Raw genomic sequence first — 16,576 nt, forward strand, 5'->3', positions numbered from 1 at the left:
ATTGACCATGCGCGGGTACTGAAATAGCGGTACCCGCGCATTTGGCATTACAGCGTACTAATTCACGGCAAAACCTCGAGCACCTTTTTCTTCACCCCATTGTTCGATAATGGTTTTAACGTATCCGGGACGTTGATAGGTTGCTGGTTCCAGTGCCCATAGCCTTCGTAGGAGCGCTTCCACCTGGTCTTCGGGGCCTTCTGCGACGACGCACACGCGGCCGTCGATAAGGTTTGTGGCGCTGCCGGTGAGTCCCAATTCGAGGGCTTGGCTGCGTGTCCACCAACGAAATCCGACGCCCTGAACATTGCCATGAACCCAAGCTGTAAGGCGTGTCATTACACTTCTGACCTCTCTTTTCGTTGAGTTAGTGGATCGGAACCATCCCAGCAATTCATGCTTTCCCAACCCTTAATTCCAGGCAGATCGTCCCGATGGAAGATGGGGTTGAGCCCTTTTGCGCGTTGCTCAGTGTAATTCTTTAACAAGGCGACAGCAACGCCGCCAAGTGGAACCAGAGCGATAATATTTACGGTTGCCATAAGGCTGGCAAAGGTATCTGCCATAGTCCATACCAGCGGAACAGTGCCCAGGGCACCACCAAGTACGCAGAGCGAAACCAGGATTCGGTATATCGTGATCCAGCTGCGGTTATCAGTAAGGAATTCAATATTGGTTTCGCCGTAGTAATAATTTCCAATAACGGAAGAAAACGCCAAGAAAATAATTACTACAGTCAGGAAGTAAATTCCCCAGGTACCTACGCTTGCTGCCAATGATGATTGGGTTAATGCCATTCCGCCTTGTTCGGAACTGAGGTCAGGATCGGCAAGCATAATAATAAACGCCGTAACAGTACACACCACAAGCGTGTCAAAGTACACACCAAGTGTTTGGATAAGCCCTTGCTTGACGGGGTGGGATACAGATGCGGTTGCGGCAGCATTTGGTACCGAACCCATACCAGCTTCATTGGAAAACAGGCCCCGTTGAACGCCTTTCATAATAACGACGCCAAGGGTGGCTCCGGCAAATTCTTGGATTCCGAACGCATGAGAAATAATTTCCTGGAACATACGAGGGACCTCGGAAATATTCAGCGCGACAACAAAAAGCCCGATAAAAATGTATGCAACCGCCATAACTGGCACTACAAACTGAGTAACCATTGCAACGCGCTGCACACCGCCGAAGATCACAAGTGCGGTCACAATTGCCAGGATCACGCCTACAACGATTTTCGTTGCATCAGGATCTCCACCGAGCGAGTGAGTAATACTTTCCGCAATGGAATTTGATTGAACTGCGTTGAATACAAAGCCGTAGGTGACGGTAATCAACACAGCAAACAACACCGCCATGCCTTTCCATCCGAGCACATGGGAAATATAGTATGCAGGGCCACCACGATATGATTCTTTATCTCGAACTTTATATGCCTGCGCGAGTGTAGATTCCACAAATGATGTGGCACCACCAATCAACGCTAATAGCCACATCCAAAACACTGCACCAGGGCCTCCTGTAGCAATTGCAATTGCTACGCCAGCAACATTGCCAGTGCCTACGCGCGATGCCGCAGAAATGGTAAATGCCTTAAACGCCGAAATTCCTTTTTGGCCCCCAGGTAACTCTGAAGGTTTTTCGGCAACGGCTTTAAACATGTCTGGTACATATCTGATTTGCACCAAGAGCGTATAAATTCCGAAATAAAGGCCTGCCCCAGTCAGAAGGAAAACCAGGACTACGCCATACTGTGTGTTAAACCAATCAAGGTTGTCAACGATGCTCTGCATAAACAGCAATTTACCGTGCCGAAGACAATTTTTGTTAGCTTCCGCATATATTGTTTAGTTAGTGACGCCGCTGACATTTAGGGCAGTAATGACTGCCGCGGTTTGCAAATTCCTCTCGGATTATTGTGGTTCCACATCGCTGGCATGGCTTCCCTTGCTGGCCATATGCTTTGAGTGATACATCGAAATACCCGGAATCACCATTTACATTCACATATAACGCATCAAATGATGTTCCACCTTGGGATAGTGCTTTTTCCATTACCGTACGGCCATGTTCTAAAAGCTCCACAATTCTTTCCAGGCGAAGCCTATCTGCTCGCTGGCGACCATGAATCTTTGCAGCCCACAACATTTCATCGGCATAAATATTGCCAATGCCGCTAATGATTTCTTGATTGAGCAGTAGCCTTTTTATTTCTATACGCTTAGTTTTTATGATTGTCGCTATCTGCAAAATATCAAGGTCGGGATCTAAAAGATCAAGTGCAATATGCGCCGCAGGTTTTGGAACAAGCTTTCCATGGCTTCGTGTAAGTTTTGTGGCCCACCAATAACCAAAGGTTCGTTGATCCACAAACCAGAGTTCTTGTTGGTTATCCAATACCGCTTTGGCGCGTAGGTGTTTATGCGGTGAAACTCCAGCATCTTTAATCAGCATTTGGCCGCTCATGCCAAGGTGCACAAGCAGAGCATTTTCAGCCTCAAGTTGGAGCCAAAGAAATTTGCCACGCCGCTCAATGCTGTGCACCATCGCCCCTTGGAGGGAATCCAGATTTGGGTTATGGCGAACCGTACGCGGGTGGAATGCTTGCGCAGAACGCAGAGTGCGCCCTTGAACATGTTCAATGAGTCCACGGCGCACTACTTCTACTTCTGGAAGTTCAGGCATCCTTTGGTTGTGCTTCCCAGTCCACAATGTCTTGGAGCGCTAGGTACGCTTGGTGAGCACCTTGTTGTTCCGCAAGTTTTTTAGCGGTTCCTTCTCCCTTACCCAAAACTCGACCCTGTACTGAAACAATTGCAGTAAAGTGCCGTTGGTGATCGGGACCACTTGATGTGGTTTCATAGGTGGCCATTGGTAAGCCACGCTCAGCAAGGCGTTCCTGTAGAGAGGTTTTCCAGTCTGCATTAATGCCCTGGGCAGAGGCGGTTTTTAGTTTTTCACCATAAAGACGAAGGATCACATCACGAGTGGTGTGGAAACCATGTTCAAGGTAAATGGCACCAAAGATCGCTTCCATAGTGTCGGCAAGAATTGATACACGATCGCGCCCACCCATGGATTCTTCGCCAATACCCAATAAAATATGGTTGCCTAGGTTGATTTCCCGCGCAATATCGGAAAGCCCATAGCGGCTTACCAAACTCGCCCGCATTTTGGAAATCACGCTTTCAGGACTTTCAGGATGCAATTCAAAAAGGCTTCCAGCAACAGAAAGTCCAAGGACCGCATCGCCTAAAAATTCCAGGCGCTCGTTATGCGGGAGGTTACCATTTTCATTTGCAATTGAACGATGCGTAAGTGCCTGTTTCAGCACATGTTCGGGAAGCGTAACCCCCAGGACGTCGAGAAGCAGTGTGTGATCCACAGCCGCGAACGCTTGGTCGACTGCTTCTTGCCCGGTAACGCGCCGCTTTTTTCCACGACTCACAGAAACTTCTCCAAACCTGCCCAACGCGGATCGGGAAGATTGTCTTCCTCGCCCGCAATACCATCTGGTGCAGGAACGTCACTTTCCGCACAATCCCCATCACATACGGGATTAAACGGCAGCTCCAAACCGGCAACATCGACAACTGATTGCAAAATATCTATTTGGTCATCAACGACGGAGGGCACATCTTCGTCATCGTCGGCTTCTGCCCCTTGAATAAAAGAATCGGAGGCGGAAAAAACTTCATGAATATGGAATTCCTGCATCGGGTGCAGTTCCGCCAGACATCGGGAACATTGCCCGCTCAGCTCCGCGGATACTATGGCGTCAACCATAATGCCAGACCCCAATGAGGTCAGTGTGGCATCTACAGTGACTTCCGAACCCGAATCAATGGCAATCATCGGCAACCCAATTCGCTCTGGACTGGGACCAGTTTGGGTGATGTGTTGAGGCATACCAGAACCGCTCAACACTGCGGCGCAATTAAAAACAAATGGAGAACTCATGGCGTGACTAGCCTACCCGCTGTTTTCAAAACTCCCCACTAGTCTTCATAGGAACGGGAATCGCTACGATCCACCGACCGATCCCTGGTTCGATCATGCGTACGCTCATGCCCGCGTTCGTGCGTGCGTTCGCGCCCCGACGCCCCAGCACCCCGACGCAATGCCGAACGGTCACGCCCTACGGACCGTAGTGTTGCGGAAAGCATTTCTTCGAATTCAGCAAGTTTTCCATCTACAAAGGTGTCACACTCTTGGCGGAGGCGATTCGACTCGCCATGGGCGGCATCAACAATACGGTGGGCTTCCTCATTAGCCCGCCGTACAACCTCAGCCTCACTAACCAAGCGATGTTGCTCAGCCAAGCCCTCATCTACGCTGCGCTGGTAAGAATCATTACCCTTTTGGATTAAATGGTCGGCTTCAGATTTTGCCCGCGATACGGTGTCGTCAGCGGTACGGCGCGCTTCATGCAGCATTCGGTCAGAATCATCTTCGGCCTTTGCTACAAGCGCATTGGCGCGGTTTTCTGCATCGGTAACCATATGGTCGGCGTCTTCGCGCGCACGCGCAATAACGCTACTGGCTTCGGATTCTGCATTATCAATGAGTTCACGCGCATGATCTTCCGCTTCATGCACAATGGCATCAGCCTTGTCGAGTACATCTTGCGCATCATCAATCTCGACGGGCAGAGCATTTCGCAAATCGTCCAATAAGGTGAGCACCTCATTTCGAGGCACCATGCAATTCGCAGTCATTGGCACACCGTAGGCCTGGTCGACTGTCTGAACGAGCTCATCAAGGGCTTCAAAAACGCGGTACATAGCTCCCAAGATTACTGCCCTGACCATAGGTTTGGGTGGTGACTCGCCCACCCGAAAACGAAATAGTTGAAACCGCTCCAAACAAGCCATTCAAGTGTTCGAATAGCAGGTCAGTTACATAAGCGAAACCCCGCACAAACCGAAGATCAAAACTCAGTGCGGGGTTTTTCGCTCACGACTTTAAAGCTAAATCACACCTTGCGCAAGCATGGCATCTGCGACCTTTTTAAAGCCGGCGATATTCGCGCCGACTACATAGTCACCTTCATGACCATACTGTGCGGCCGTCTCTGCGGAACGCTGGAAGATATTGTGCATAATCCCCTGAAGGCGCTCGTCGGTGTATTCAAAGCTCCAGGAATCACGGGATGCATTTTGTTGCATTTCCAGGGCAGAGGTTGCAACGCCACCAGCGTTGGCTGCCTTACCCGGCGCAAAGTGGATTCCTTTCTCGCGGAATACCTCAATTGCATCAGCAGTCGAAGGCATATTTGCACCTTCGGCAACAAAGCGACATCCATGTGCAGCAAGCGAACGGGCATGGTCACCATTGAGCTCGTTTTGGGTGGCGCAAGGCAATGCAACGTCGCAAGGCAGATCCCAAATGGAGCCTTCAGCATGGAAGGTTGCACCATCGACCTCGGCAACATATTGAGAAACGCGTTCCCGCCGTTGTTCTTTAATTTCCTTGAGTTTTGCCACGTCAACACCGTTTGGCGTATGGACCCAACCGGAGGAATCGGAGAATGCAATAACGGTAGCGCCGAGTTCCTGCGCCTTTTCAATAGCGTAGATAGCCACATTGCCGGAACCGGAGACAATCACCTGCGATCCGCTTAATGAAGCCCCATGGTGGCTCATCATTTCCTGCGTAAAGTAGACGCATCCGTAACCGGTGGCTTCTGTACGCACTAGCGAACCACCCCAGGTGAGACCCTTGCCGGTAAGCACGCCTGATTCGTGTTGGTTAGCCATACGGCGATACTGACCAAAGAGGAATCCAATCTCGCGGGCACCCACACCGATATCTCCGGCCGGCACGTCACGATATTCACCAATATGGCGGTGAAGTTCCGCCATAAATGATTGACAAAAGCGCATAATTTCAGCTTCGGACTTGCCCTTAGGATCAAAGTCCGAGCCACCTTTACCGCCGCCAATTGGGAGACCAGTCAATGAGTTTTTAAAGATCTGCTCAAAGCCAAGGAATTTAATAATGCCAAGGTTTACGCTTGGGTGAAAACGCAAACCACCTTTATATGGACCAAGCGCAGAGTTAAATTGCACGCGGAAACCACGGTTGACCTGCACAACCCCATTATCATCAACCCATGGAACGCGGAAAATAATCTGGCGTTCTGGTTCACATAAGCGCTGAACCAGACCGTAATCCGCATAGTGCGGGTCTTTTTCCAATACGATCTTTAAAGAGTCCAATACCTCGGCCAACGCTTGATGGAACTCTGGTTCTCCAGCATTGCGCTTAAGCAGCATGCTGTAGTAGTTCGATACCTGCTCATCAACAGTCATGGTTTTTATCCAATCTCCGCAGCAATCGATCAGGCTTTTGCTTATCGACGCTTTCCGCGGCTCGGGCGTTTAGGACCGCCTCTAAGTTTCAATGGTCCGACAGGTATCCGCAAATCACTGGACTATGCCGTAGGTCACAGGTTGTGGGCGCCGCATTGGATCTTGAAGTTTTTGCAGCTTATCGGCAATAACTAGCTCCGGAAGAAAAGCCCCCAATGGGACAGGCTGACACGGAACCTCCCCCCTATTACCCCCACTTTGCCAATCAACCAATAGAAACCGCACGAGCTGAGTAATTGTCGGGTTATAGGTCATATACATATGCCCTCCGAGGTTTTCCGGGCACAGATCCTGCTGCACAATATTGCGTGTACGTTCCCCATAGATCGGCTGGTTCGCCCACTCCGGCATCACTTCATCAGTGCGGGTAGAAATAGTGACATAGGCTGGCCCTGGAACCGTTTCACCCCCAGCATTGAGTTCATCAACAAATGGCGAACCTGTAATCAATCCGGCGGCCCCTGGCCCAACCAAACCAGATTCCTGCGCAATTCCCAAAAGCGGGGGAAACTGCACTGCAAGATTTGCCAACCCATAGAGGCTTCCTCCACGCGTAGGCGATGCCATACCCAACCAAAGATGTGTTCGTTTCCCTTGATCAATATGATTAACCCACCAGCGCCCAACCGCAGCACCTTGTGAAAACCCAATAATCTGGACTTTTTCAGCACCTGAACTCTGTAAGGCTTGCGCAATAAGCTCATCTACTTGGTGCGCAGATTGCTGTACTTCATTCCAACCGAAGCGACCATCCCGCCCGGCACCATAATCTATGCCGAAAGCACACCAACCATCAGCGGCAATTTCCGCACCGAGTTTTGCAAAATCGCCATACAGACTGGCGTCTGTACCGTGCAATAGAATCACCGCGTATGGACGTTCTGGAGTGACCCGACATTCTGGATTATTTACACCTTGTGGTACCAGCGGTGTGCTGCCTGCCGCGATCTGATTATGGCGAGCTTCCGCACCATGGTTTGCTATTGGCGCATATTGCGCGGGGGGCACTAGTTCGGTTGTGGCCACCGCCGCTGGTGTGGATATACATACCCCAATAATCAAACTCACGATAAGCTTCTTCATCACAACCACAGACTGTAATCCAAGAAAATAGGAATAATGTCCGTATTGATTATCGCTGAACCTCTTGCTGACCACACACCGCATCAGGTGTGTAATGCGGTTTCCGCAGCTCTTAGAGCCGAGAATATTACTCAGGTTCCTATTACATTAGGTGGCAGTGGAACTGCTTATTGTTTTCAAGGGGTAGAAATTACCCTCCCTACGGTGACCCCGTCCGGCAAACTCACCGAAGCAACCTATGTATTTGATGAGGCCAATGCTCAGGCATATATCGATGTCTCCGATGACATATGCGACCCACATACGGCCGATACATATGGCACTGGCGTCCTCATTGCCGACGCAATCTCCCGTGGTGCAGAGCGTATTGTTCTTGCCACTGCGGGCATCCATACACGTGACGGCGGCACCGGCATTCTGATCGCCCTGGGCGCCCAACCGCTCAATGCCTCAGGTTTACCTGTTCAACCCGGCCAACGGGGACTTTCGGCTATCACCGATATTGACACCGCCCAACTCAATATCCCAGCCGCCTGCGCCGAATGGGTTTTGCTTATCGACGCCGCGCCCCAGCCGTCTAGCCCAAACTTCGCTGCCTTCTGTGGCCTCCCCGAAGACCAAGGTATTGCCGTAGGAATCACATGGCTTTCCAAACTCATGCATACCAATACGGATCATGTACACGTTCTTCCAGCCCTTCCCACATTGCTTAATTCACTAGGCGTGCCAGAACTTCTGCAAACTCATACCAAAGTTATTCTTGCCACTGCCCCGAACTCTCCTACTCTTTCACTGCTACAGCACTTGGGCGCATCAAATATAGAAACAATTACCATTGGGGCTGGCGAATCTATGGAGGAAAAAATCCAAGCCCATTTTTCCACCTAATTCCCCGGCAATAATCGTGCGGCAGCTATATGCATTTGCTGATCGAGCGGTGCCTCACGCACTAATTGATCTTGCATCCGCAATGCAAAACCATAATGCCGCACAATTGCAACACTGAGCCATGTGAAAAATACATACAGAACAGACGAAAACACCAATAAAATTAAGCCGCTTTCCCACTTATGCGGCATTCCAGCAAACTCGCGAATCAGTGCATTTAAGTTACCCGGAATATCCGTATACGAAGTAATCGCATAGATCACCCATGGAACTACATAGGAAATCACCAAGGGCGCATGGAGCTTCCAATGATGCACCCCTTGACGAACACTTTGTATGCGCCATTGGATAGGCGCTGGAATTACTGGAAATACCACCGAAATAACATTGCCGACCCCCAACCACAACAGCATTGGATATAAAATCCCAGGAATCGCCAACACTAGTTCGCCCAAACCACGAACAGCATATGTTACGCCAACTGTAATAAGCAGCATTGGGATTACCACAACGATCGTTTGCACAAGATTCTTTAACAACATAAGCGAAAGAAACGATCGGCCCTGGTCTAAGGCTCTTAACATTCGAACAATATCGTGCCCAAATATATTAGTTGTAGTTACATCCGCCATAATAAACGTGGCAAAGTACACCGAAAAAAGCAGCACAATATCGTATTGATCATTTACCGCCAGCGGCCAAAAAACTAAATAGGCAGCCGCTAAAACCAGATTGACAAGCACCCCTTGCAACCAGCCGAACGGCCAGGTAAAAGTCCATCGAAGCTCGTCACCAAGGGTTTTCATAAAAATCAAAGTATCAAACAGTAGTTACCTAAGGGAATACATGAACCATCCATGGGTAGGTTGCCGGAATCTCAAAAGCTTCCTCATTTTCTAAAAATGCTGCCTCACTCGGCAGGTCTGCCGGAGGAGTTAAAAGCCGTGCAAACACCATTGCGATTTCATTCAGCGATCGTTGTGGGTCAATCACCGAAATATCTATGCAATACACATTCGCATTCTCTAATTCGGAATCCCCATGCTCCTCCCGATACACCTGACGTAACTGTTCTTCCTCCGGGCATGGATCTAACCGTTGCTTAATCTGGAAATCTTGGGCGGCCGCGGCGTCGATAAGATTTGCTGATAGCTTATGAAAACGATCCTCCAAAAACGCAACTTCGGCATCCGGAACTAAAGCGTGAAAACATATGTTGGGCATGCCGCCACCCTAGCGGATAACTTTGATAAGTATGAGCCCACAATTGCATTCCCGCCCCATGCCACTTACAACAATGGCCGATGGAACCATTAAACAAGTAAACCCTTTTACCGGCACTGAAGTCTGGACCGTTCCAGGGCGAGGAAACCGGCCGCTCTCCACCCCCGTATCTCACCCAAAGGCACTGCAACCAGGGGCTTTTACAAATACTTGCGCTTTCTGTGCAGATAATTATCTACAAACCCCGCCGGAAAAATCCCGAATGGTTCGCACCGAAACCGGCTGGGAAATACTCCGCGGACTCTTACCCAAACAGTTATTTGAAACCCAAGCAGAATTTCGGCGCGTGCCCAATTTATTCGAAATCGTGTCCTACGATTTTTGGTGCGCCAACTACGACTTCGTAATGGATAGCGAAACCGAAGCACGAATGAAACGCTACTTGGCAGACCCCGAAGGATACGAACACGTTCTCAATATTGTACGCACCCGGTTAAAAGCTGCGGGGATGGACCCAAACCTCCCCGAAGCGCAGCTACTTGATCGCGCGGGTGGATATTTCGCAGGTGGGCACGATGTAATTATTGGCCGACGCCACTTTATCGACGGCGCCACTCATGACAATCAACTCGCCTCCTCCGGCACCCTAAGCATTGACGAACACCGAGCATTCATTCGATTCACGATCGACTCTTTGGAAGACCTATACCGGCGGAACCGGTATTCGCCCTATGTTGCTGTGTTCCAGAACTGGTTGAAACCGGCTGGAGCTTCATTCGACCACTTGCACAAACAGCTCGTAGCCATTGATGGGCGCGGCTTCCAAGCCGAACAAGAAATCGCACAACTACGGTCCAATCCCAATATGTTCAACGAATGGGCCGTAGACTACGCCGCCTACCAAAACCTGGTAATTGCAGAAAATGATCACGCCGTGTGCTTTGCCGGCTTTGGCCACCGCTACCCCACCCTGGAAATCTATTCAAAATCCGCAAGCCCAGAGCCATGGCTACTGACCACCGAAGAACGCGATGCCATGAGCGACCTAATCCACGCCTGCCACGCAGGCGCCGGACCCGAAATCCCCTGCAATGAAGAATGGCACCACAAACCAGTAGACCTAGATATTCCAATGCCATGGCGCGTAATGATTAAATGGCGCGTATCCACACTCGCAGGATTCGAAGGCGGAACCAAGATCTATTTGAACACCATTTCACCAAAAGACCTCCGAGACCGAATGGTCACCGCGCTCTACCACCTACGCGACGACGGAATCATCAACAAAAACATCCGCATCGCCATGGAATGCAAAGTGGAACGCAATAGCCTGAAATACAACCCGTTTTTGAAGTAAGCGTTGGGTGAGGTGGGTGGTGGGTGGTTTGAGGTGCGTGGTGCTGGGCGCGTGATTTTGGGCGCGTCGTGTTGGGCGTTGGTCTGGAGATCTTGAAAAATTTTCTAGTTTTGTAGGGAAATGAGGCAGATCTGACATCTGTTGTGGGCTAGGAAAGGCAGATCTGACATTGCACGCGAGCGAATTCTGTGTTTCCCCTGGTCATGTGGTGATCCTGTGGTGGGCGATGTAAAATCTGCCTTGTTGGGTGGTGGGGTGTGTTAGATCTGCCTGATATTTTGGGCTGGTGGGCTGGTTTTTCGGTGGTGCGCCGCTTTCGCGGGCGTTTGAGCTAGCTTCCTGGGTGTTTAATAGGCGCACCCTATCAAACTAGTGATGTTTTCATTCCTACTGTCGCAGATTCCATAAAATCGCCTGAAAAAATGGAATTTGTGACAGCAACCAACATTGCACACAAGCGTTGACCTGGGGTTTGTCGCAGATTCCATAAAAACAGCGAAAAAAATGGAATCTGTGACAGGTTCCCTACCTATCGTGTCGCAGATTCCATAAAATCCGCCGAAAAAATGGAATCTGTGACAACACGCCCAACCAGCGCCCAACCGGACCTCCAAAAGACCAACCAGCGCCCGAAAAGACCGGCCCGCGCCAAAAAGGACCGACCAGCATCCAACCAGACCAAGCACCTCCCGACCAGAGCCCAGCCAACTCACCCAGGAGACCAACTCAAACCCCCGCAAAACCCTGGATTTCCAGCCCACCAGCCCAAACCGGCGGGGAGTAGTTTCAAATCCAACCCAAATATAGGGCGCTATACCCAGCCTATAAGGCAGATCTGACATTGCACACAAGAGAACAGCATGTTTTCCCAGGCCAGAAGCAAACCCGAGAGCCCACAACACAAATCTGCCTCAATAGACAAACACCCCCTCCGGAAAATCTAAGCTCCATATATCTGACGGCTCTCACAAACCTCGCTCGAATCAAAACTCAAATCCCTGCCTCACTACCCGCAAAACATGTGTTCTAGGTGTAGCCTTGCTCCATGTCGCTTACTAGCATTGCCGCTTTTATTAATGACCATGGCGTGGACCTCTCGTGGCAGCGAGAGTTTTACCAATGGATGCATGCGCACCCGGAGCTATCAGGCGAAGAAACTGAGACTGCGGCGGCGATCCGCAAAAAGTTAGCAGAGTTTTCGTGTGAAGTACTAAGCGGAATTGGAGGCCATGGCATTGTGGCTATTTTCCGTAATGGGGATGGCCCGTGTGCTTTGATGCGCGCTGATTTTGATGCTTTGCCTGTTCATGAGGATTCTGGCGCAGACTTCGCCTCCACGGAACCTGGGAAAATGCATGCCTGTGGGCATGATATGCATACCACCGCATTATTGGGTTTATGTGCGATTCTTGATGCCCGGCGGGATCAGTGGCAGGGTACGTTTGTCGCGTTGTTTCAGCCTGCGGAGGAAACAGCTTCGGGGGCAGCAGCCATGGTTGCCGATAGTTTGTGCGATCTCATACCGAAGCCTGATGTGTGCTTTGGGCAACACGTGGTTGCGGGTCCTGCGGGTACTGTGATGTCTATGGCGGGTCCGGCGTTGGCGGCGTGTGACACGATTACAATTACGATTCACGGACGGAGCGCTCATGGTTCAATGCCGCATCAATCAATCGACCCAACGTTCATTGCCGCAATGATTGTTGTGCGGTTGCAGGGAATAGTTGGCAGGGAGGTTTCCCCGTTCGATTTCGCCGTGGTCACTGTTGGCTCATTGATTTCTGGGCATACAAATAATACTGTCCCGGGTTCAGCCACGCTTGTATTAAATTGCCGGTTTTATTCGGACGAGGTAAAAACTAAGGTTTACCAGGCGATTCATCGCGTAGTTACGGCTGAATGTTTGGCAAGCGGCTGCGAAAAGGAACCAGACTTTGAGTATTCAAACCACGGCGAGCTCACCGACAACTCCCCTGAGGTTTTTGCAAAAGTACGCCCGCTTTTCGACGCCGTGTTCAACAAGGATTCCATTGATGCTCAACCGTGGACTGCGTCCGAAGATTTTTCCGAAATTCCACGGGCCTTGGGGGTGCCATACCTGTACTGGACTGTGGGAGTGACCCCGCCGGGCGTCGATACGCCGCCGGTAAACCATATGCCAAACTTTATCCCCGATTATGCCCCTTCGGTATCGGCTACTACCAGGGCAGGTGCGGCCGCAATTTTGAGTTATCTTTCGCGCGATTGACCTTGCACATGGAGGAACCGGGCGCCGGGCTATATGCTTATCCCGATGGTGCGTAGCTGACTCGCGCCCGAATACACGTTGTCAATAACCCAGGAGCCCACACACGATGAGTGAAAACGCGCTAGCCGCGAATGTCGGCGGCCATGTACGCGCCGCCTCCGGTACGTCACCTGCAACCGCAACCGATCGTAAGTTCTGGTTCGGTCTTTCCGCCGCAGTCATGGAACAAATCGCCGATACATGGGAAGCGACGACTGCGGCCTACAATGCGACTAGGCAGCAGCATTACTTTTCTGCCGAATTCCTGATGGGCCGCGCGCTGCTTAATAACCTCACCAACCTAGATATGGTCGATGAGGCTGCCGAGGCAGTACGCGCCAATGGTCATGAACTCTCCGATATTCTCGACGCTGAAAACGACGCCGCACTAGGCAACGGTGGTCTTGGCCGCCTTGCAGCCTGCTTCCTTGACTCCTGCGCAACACAAGACCTCCCGGTTACCGGCTACGGCATTCTCTACCGATACGGCCTGTTTAAGCAAAGCTTTATCGATGGCTTCCAAACCGAAGAACCAGACGCTTGGAAAGAAGACGGCTACCCCTTTGTAGTCCGCCGGGAAAACCAACAACGTATCGTCCGATTTGACGATATGACCGTTCGCGCCACTCCATACGACATGCCAATTACCGGTTACGGCACCGATAACGTTGGCACCCTGCGCCTATGGAAAGCCGAACCAATGGCCGAATTCGACTATGACGCTTTTAACTCCCAGCGCTTTACCGATGCCATTGTGGAACGCGAAGCCGTTATGGACCTGTGCCGCGTCCTCTACCCGAACGACACCACCTACGCCGGCAAAGTACTCCGCGTGCGCCAGCAATACTTCTTTGTATCAGCCTCCTTGCAGGCCATGATCGACAACTACATTGAGCACCACGGACCAGACCTTACGCACTTTGCGGACTACAACTGCATCCAACTCAATGACACCCACCCAGTGCTGGCAATCCCTGAACTCATGCGCCTACTTATGGACGACCACAATATGGGTTGGGAAGACGCATGGAAAGTAGTGCAAAAAACCTTCGCCTACACCAACCACACGGTCCTTGCCGAAGCACTCGAACAGTGGAACTACAGTATCTTCCAACAGCTCTTTGGCCGTGTATGGGAAATCATTATTGAAATCGACCGCCGCTTCCGGGAAGAACTCCGTGGACTCGGCTTCGACGAAACCCATATCCACCATATGTCCCCATTGCAAGACGGCACCGTTCATATGGCGTGGATCGCCTGCTACGCCTCGTATTCCATTAACGGCGTAGCAGCACTGCACACCGAAATCATTAAGGCAGATACGCTGCGCAACTGGCACGAAATCTGGCCAGAGAAGTTCAATAACAAGACCAATGGTGTAACCCCCCGCCGCTGGCTAAAGATGTGCAATCCACGGCTCTCTGACCTGATAACCCGCCTCGCTGGTTCTGACGCTTGGGTCACAAACCTGGACGAACTGAAAAAACTCCGTCACTTCACCGATGACGATGCCGTAATGCAAGAACTGCTGGACATTAAAGACGCCAATAAAGCAGACTTTGCAAAGTGGATCAAAGTTCGCCAAAACATTGAAATCGATCCGCACTCCATTTACGACGTTCAAATTAAGCGCCTCCACGAATACAAGCGCCAATTTATGAACGCCCTATATATCCTGGACCTTTACTTCCGCATTAAAGAAGATGGCTTAAGCGACGTACCGCCACGCACCTTTATCTTCGGCGCAAAAGCCGCCCCCGGATATGTGCGCGCAAAGGCGATCATTAAGCTCATTAATGAAATTGCCAACTTGGTCAATAATGATGAGGAAGTAAATAAAGTCCTCCGTGTAGTTTTCGTGGAAAACTACAACGTATCCCCCGCCGAACACATTATCCCAGCGGCCGACATTTCCGAACAAATCTCCACCGCAGGAAAAGAAGCCTCAGGCACCTCCAATATGAAATTCATGATGAATGGTGCACTCACACTGGGAACCCTCGATGGCGCAAACGTAGAAATCGTGGATTCCGTAGGCTACGACAACGCCTATATCTTCGGCGCCAAAGTTGAAGAACTCCAAGAACTCCGCGCCCAATACAACCCACAGGCACACTACGAAACCGTGCCGGGCCTAAAGCGCGCACTCGACGCACTAGTTGATCCCAATATCCTCAACGACAACCACAGCGGCATGTTCCACGACCTCCGCTCATCACTACTCGATGGTTGCGGTTGGGAAACACCAGACCTCTACTACGTCCTCGGAGACTTTGACTCCTACCGGGAAGCCTGCGACCGCATGGCAGCCGACTACTACGCCGATCGGCTCCACTGGGCCCGCATGTGCTGGATCAACATTTGCGAATCCGGCCGCTTCTCCTCTGACCGCACTATCGCGGACTATGCCCGCGAAGTGTGGAAATTAGAGCACACAAAAATCTAGGTTCTCGCCTAGATAAAACGAAACCCACCTGGTTGCAGCACTGTGCAGCAATAGGTGGGTTTTCAAGTTTAAATAGACGCAAAAGCGATATGAAATCCTTACACCTTGCTCCGTCCGAAAATGAAACGACACCTTCTGAATCATTCTCCATTACAGTTTTGCACTTGGCGCTACATATCCTGACAAGCAGAGTTTAAACTACTGCGGACGCTGGCAGTGAGGACAACGATACGAGTGCGCGCCAAATTGCACATAAAAGACTTTTCCACAACGTGGATTATTGCAAATCGTACGTATATTTTGGTTGCCGCTTGGATAGGCGCTAGCCTCATAAGTAAACATTGATTTCCCCTTCTTTTAATTTAAGTATTCAAACCTAACTTCGAACTTCAGAAATATAGTGGACAGCGCTTGATTTGGCTTCAGAAATAGCCATACTTGCCTTTTGGCAACTACGAGTAGCTTGATCCAATAGAGATAAAGCTTGGCGTGTACTCGAATTACTTGTCCCTCCATCAAGAGCCATCAAAGTGGACATGTGACTGTGAATAGACTGCGCACAAGCCATTAGATTGTTACTCTGACCTTCAAGATTAGAGTTAAGAGAATTCAAACTTTCTAGCATATTATTAATACTCATGTTCAAATCCTTTCTTTACTAAATAGTTGCACGTAATTGGGAAATAGCCTGCACGCTTACAGATACCGCATTGTGCGCCTCAGCGAGCGAATGAATTGCATTATTGAGGGATCCCACCATACGCTTATCGATCCCCTTCTGGGAATCCCCAATTATTCGGTGCACTTCACCGGTGGTTTGTATGATCCCTGGTTGAACACCCATGATGATAGCTTCAGTTTGCTGAAGTGTGTTTAGCAAAACTTCCAACTCTTGCGCAAGTTGAGTATTCATT

General features: G+C 50.4%; 16 protein-coding genes. 4 read left to right on the top strand and 12 right to left on the bottom strand.

Going from position 1 to position 16,576, the window contains the following annotated elements:
- Nucleotides 1–57 precede the first annotated feature (57 nt).
- The 8 genes from CFREI_RS08660 to CFREI_RS08695 all read right to left on the bottom strand — a co-directional run bounded on the left by CFREI_RS08660 (nucleotide 58) and on the right by CFREI_RS08695 (nucleotide 7,460).
- Nucleotides 58–339: an acylphosphatase gene (locus CFREI_RS08660; protein ID WP_027011994.1), complete on the bottom strand. Its 282-nt coding sequence runs from the start codon at nucleotides 337–339 to the stop codon at nucleotides 58–60.
- Complete coding sequence (locus CFREI_RS08665; protein WP_027011993.1) at nucleotides 339–1,796, bottom strand: alanine/glycine:cation symporter family protein; 1,458 nt, start codon at nucleotides 1,794–1,796, stop codon at nucleotides 339–341. The genes CFREI_RS08660 and CFREI_RS08665 overlap by 1 nt, the downstream gene beginning before the upstream one ends.
- A 58-nt stretch (nucleotides 1,797–1,854) precedes the next feature.
- Nucleotides 1,855–2,688, bottom strand: coding sequence for a bifunctional DNA-formamidopyrimidine glycosylase/DNA-(apurinic or apyrimidinic site) lyase (gene mutM, locus CFREI_RS08670; protein ID WP_027011992.1), 834 nt, complete (start codon nucleotides 2,686–2,688; stop codon nucleotides 1,855–1,857).
- Complete coding sequence (gene rnc, locus CFREI_RS08675) at nucleotides 2,681–3,451, bottom strand: ribonuclease III (RefSeq protein ID WP_027011991.1); 771 nt, start codon at nucleotides 3,449–3,451, stop codon at nucleotides 2,681–2,683. Before rnc ends, mutM begins: the two co-directional genes overlap by 8 nt.
- Nucleotides 3,448–3,963: a YceD family protein gene (locus CFREI_RS08680; protein ID WP_027011990.1), complete on the bottom strand. Its 516-nt coding sequence runs from the start codon at nucleotides 3,961–3,963 to the stop codon at nucleotides 3,448–3,450. Before CFREI_RS08680 ends, rnc begins: the two co-directional genes overlap by 4 nt.
- Before the next feature lie 38 nt (nucleotides 3,964–4,001).
- Nucleotides 4,002–4,787: a DivIVA domain-containing protein gene (locus CFREI_RS08685; protein ID WP_027011989.1), complete on the bottom strand. Its 786-nt coding sequence runs from the start codon at nucleotides 4,785–4,787 to the stop codon at nucleotides 4,002–4,004.
- A gap of 186 nt (nucleotides 4,788–4,973) precedes the next feature.
- Nucleotides 4,974–6,317 carry an NADP-specific glutamate dehydrogenase gene (gene gdhA, locus CFREI_RS08690; RefSeq protein ID WP_027011988.1) on the bottom strand — a complete coding sequence of 448 codons (1,344 nt, stop codon included), beginning with the start codon at nucleotides 6,315–6,317 and terminating at the stop codon, nucleotides 4,974–4,976.
- A 114-nt stretch (nucleotides 6,318–6,431) separates the two neighbouring features.
- Complete coding sequence (locus CFREI_RS08695) at nucleotides 6,432–7,460, bottom strand: lipase family alpha/beta hydrolase (RefSeq protein WP_240483195.1); 1,029 nt, start codon at nucleotides 7,458–7,460, stop codon at nucleotides 6,432–6,434.
- A gap of 36 nt (nucleotides 7,461–7,496) precedes the next feature.
- Here CFREI_RS08695 and CFREI_RS08700 point away from each other — a divergent pair, with 36 nt between their 5' ends.
- Nucleotides 7,497–8,348, top strand: a complete 852-nt coding sequence (locus CFREI_RS08700) for a glycerate kinase (RefSeq protein ID WP_051255810.1) — start codon at nucleotides 7,497–7,499, stop codon at nucleotides 8,346–8,348.
- Here CFREI_RS08700 and CFREI_RS08705 read toward each other — a convergent pair.
- Together CFREI_RS08705 and CFREI_RS08710 are read right to left on the bottom strand one after the other, a co-directional pair.
- Nucleotides 8,345–9,154 (bottom strand): hypothetical protein, encoded by an 810-nt coding sequence (locus CFREI_RS08705; protein ID WP_051255809.1) that lies wholly within the window; start codon nucleotides 9,152–9,154, stop codon nucleotides 8,345–8,347. The genes CFREI_RS08700 and CFREI_RS08705 overlap by 4 nt on opposite strands.
- 28 nt (nucleotides 9,155–9,182) lie before the next feature.
- Complete coding sequence (locus CFREI_RS08710) at nucleotides 9,183–9,572, bottom strand: hypothetical protein (protein WP_027011987.1); 390 nt, start codon at nucleotides 9,570–9,572, stop codon at nucleotides 9,183–9,185.
- A gap of 31 nt (nucleotides 9,573–9,603) precedes the next feature.
- On the opposite strand from CFREI_RS08710, the gene CFREI_RS08715 reads away from it, so the two are divergent.
- From CFREI_RS08715 to CFREI_RS08725, 3 genes are all read left to right on the top strand, one after another.
- Nucleotides 9,604–10,929 (top strand): DUF4921 family protein, encoded by a 1,326-nt coding sequence (locus CFREI_RS08715; protein WP_027011986.1) that lies wholly within the window; start codon nucleotides 9,604–9,606, stop codon nucleotides 10,927–10,929.
- Nucleotides 10,930–11,974: 1,045 nt separating this feature from the next.
- A complete protein-coding gene (locus CFREI_RS08720) occupies nucleotides 11,975–13,177 on the top strand; it encodes an amidohydrolase (RefSeq protein ID WP_027011985.1) in 1,203 nt (400 codons plus the stop codon).
- A gap of 106 nt (nucleotides 13,178–13,283) precedes the next feature.
- Nucleotides 13,284–15,662 carry a glycogen/starch/alpha-glucan phosphorylase gene (locus CFREI_RS08725; protein ID WP_027011984.1) on the top strand — a complete coding sequence of 793 codons (2,379 nt, stop codon included), beginning with the start codon at nucleotides 13,284–13,286 and terminating at the stop codon, nucleotides 15,660–15,662.
- A gap of 376 nt (nucleotides 15,663–16,038) precedes the next feature.
- Here the strand turns inward: CFREI_RS08725 and CFREI_RS08730 are convergent, their stop codons facing one another.
- Both CFREI_RS08730 and CFREI_RS08735 read right to left on the bottom strand, forming a co-directional pair.
- Nucleotides 16,039–16,302, bottom strand: coding sequence for a hypothetical protein (locus tag CFREI_RS08730; RefSeq protein ID WP_156907704.1), 264 nt, complete (start codon nucleotides 16,300–16,302; stop codon nucleotides 16,039–16,041).
- An 18-nt stretch (nucleotides 16,303–16,320) separates the two neighbouring features.
- Nucleotides 16,321–16,575 (bottom strand): hypothetical protein, encoded by a 255-nt coding sequence (locus CFREI_RS08735; protein WP_156907703.1) that lies wholly within the window; start codon nucleotides 16,573–16,575, stop codon nucleotides 16,321–16,323.
- Nucleotide 16,576 lies beyond the last annotated feature (1 nt).

This window comes from Corynebacterium freiburgense, assembly GCF_030408815.1.
GTDB lineage: Bacteria > Actinomycetota > Actinomycetes > Mycobacteriales > Mycobacteriaceae > Corynebacterium > Corynebacterium freiburgense.

What these genes read in the sequence shown, in the direction of transcription:
- CFREI_RS08730 (WP_156907704.1), bottom strand. Translation starts at nt 16,302, where the DNA reads ATGAGTATTAATAATATGCTAGAAAGTTTGAATTCTCTTAACTCTAAT.
- CFREI_RS08660 (WP_027011994.1), bottom strand. Translation starts at nt 339, where the DNA reads ATGACACGCCTTACAGCTTGGGTTCATGGCAATGTTCAGGGCGTCGGA.
- CFREI_RS08715 (WP_027011986.1), top strand. Translation starts at nt 9,604, where the DNA reads ATGAGCCCACAATTGCATTCCCGCCCCATGCCACTTACAACAATGGCC.
- CFREI_RS08720 (WP_027011985.1), top strand. Translation starts at nt 11,975, where the DNA reads ATGTCGCTTACTAGCATTGCCGCTTTTATTAATGACCATGGCGTGGAC.
- CFREI_RS08705 (WP_051255809.1), bottom strand. Translation starts at nt 9,154, where the DNA reads ATGAAAACCCTTGGTGACGAGCTTCGATGGACTTTTACCTGGCCGTTC.
- mutM (WP_027011992.1), bottom strand. Translation starts at nt 2,688, where the DNA reads ATGCCTGAACTTCCAGAAGTAGAAGTAGTGCGCCGTGGACTCATTGAA.
- CFREI_RS08725 (WP_027011984.1), top strand. Translation starts at nt 13,284, where the DNA reads ATGAGTGAAAACGCGCTAGCCGCGAATGTCGGCGGCCATGTACGCGCC.
- CFREI_RS08680 (WP_027011990.1), bottom strand. Translation starts at nt 3,963, where the DNA reads ATGAGTTCTCCATTTGTTTTTAATTGCGCCGCAGTGTTGAGCGGTTCT.
- CFREI_RS08710 (WP_027011987.1), bottom strand. Translation starts at nt 9,572, where the DNA reads ATGCCCAACATATGTTTTCACGCTTTAGTTCCGGATGCCGAAGTTGCG.
- CFREI_RS08735 (WP_156907703.1), bottom strand. Translation starts at nt 16,575, where the DNA reads ATGAATACTCAACTTGCGCAAGAGTTGGAAGTTTTGCTAAACACACTT.
- CFREI_RS08695 (WP_240483195.1), bottom strand. Translation starts at nt 7,460, where the DNA reads ATGAAGAAGCTTATCGTGAGTTTGATTATTGGGGTATGTATATCCACA.
- gdhA (WP_027011988.1), bottom strand. Translation starts at nt 6,317, where the DNA reads ATGACTGTTGATGAGCAGGTATCGAACTACTACAGCATGCTGCTTAAG.
- CFREI_RS08665 (WP_027011993.1), bottom strand. Translation starts at nt 1,796, where the DNA reads ATGCAGAGCATCGTTGACAACCTTGATTGGTTTAACACACAGTATGGC.
- CFREI_RS08700 (WP_051255810.1), top strand. Translation starts at nt 7,497, where the DNA reads ATGTCCGTATTGATTATCGCTGAACCTCTTGCTGACCACACACCGCAT.
- CFREI_RS08685 (WP_027011989.1), bottom strand. Translation starts at nt 4,787, where the DNA reads ATGTACCGCGTTTTTGAAGCCCTTGATGAGCTCGTTCAGACAGTCGAC.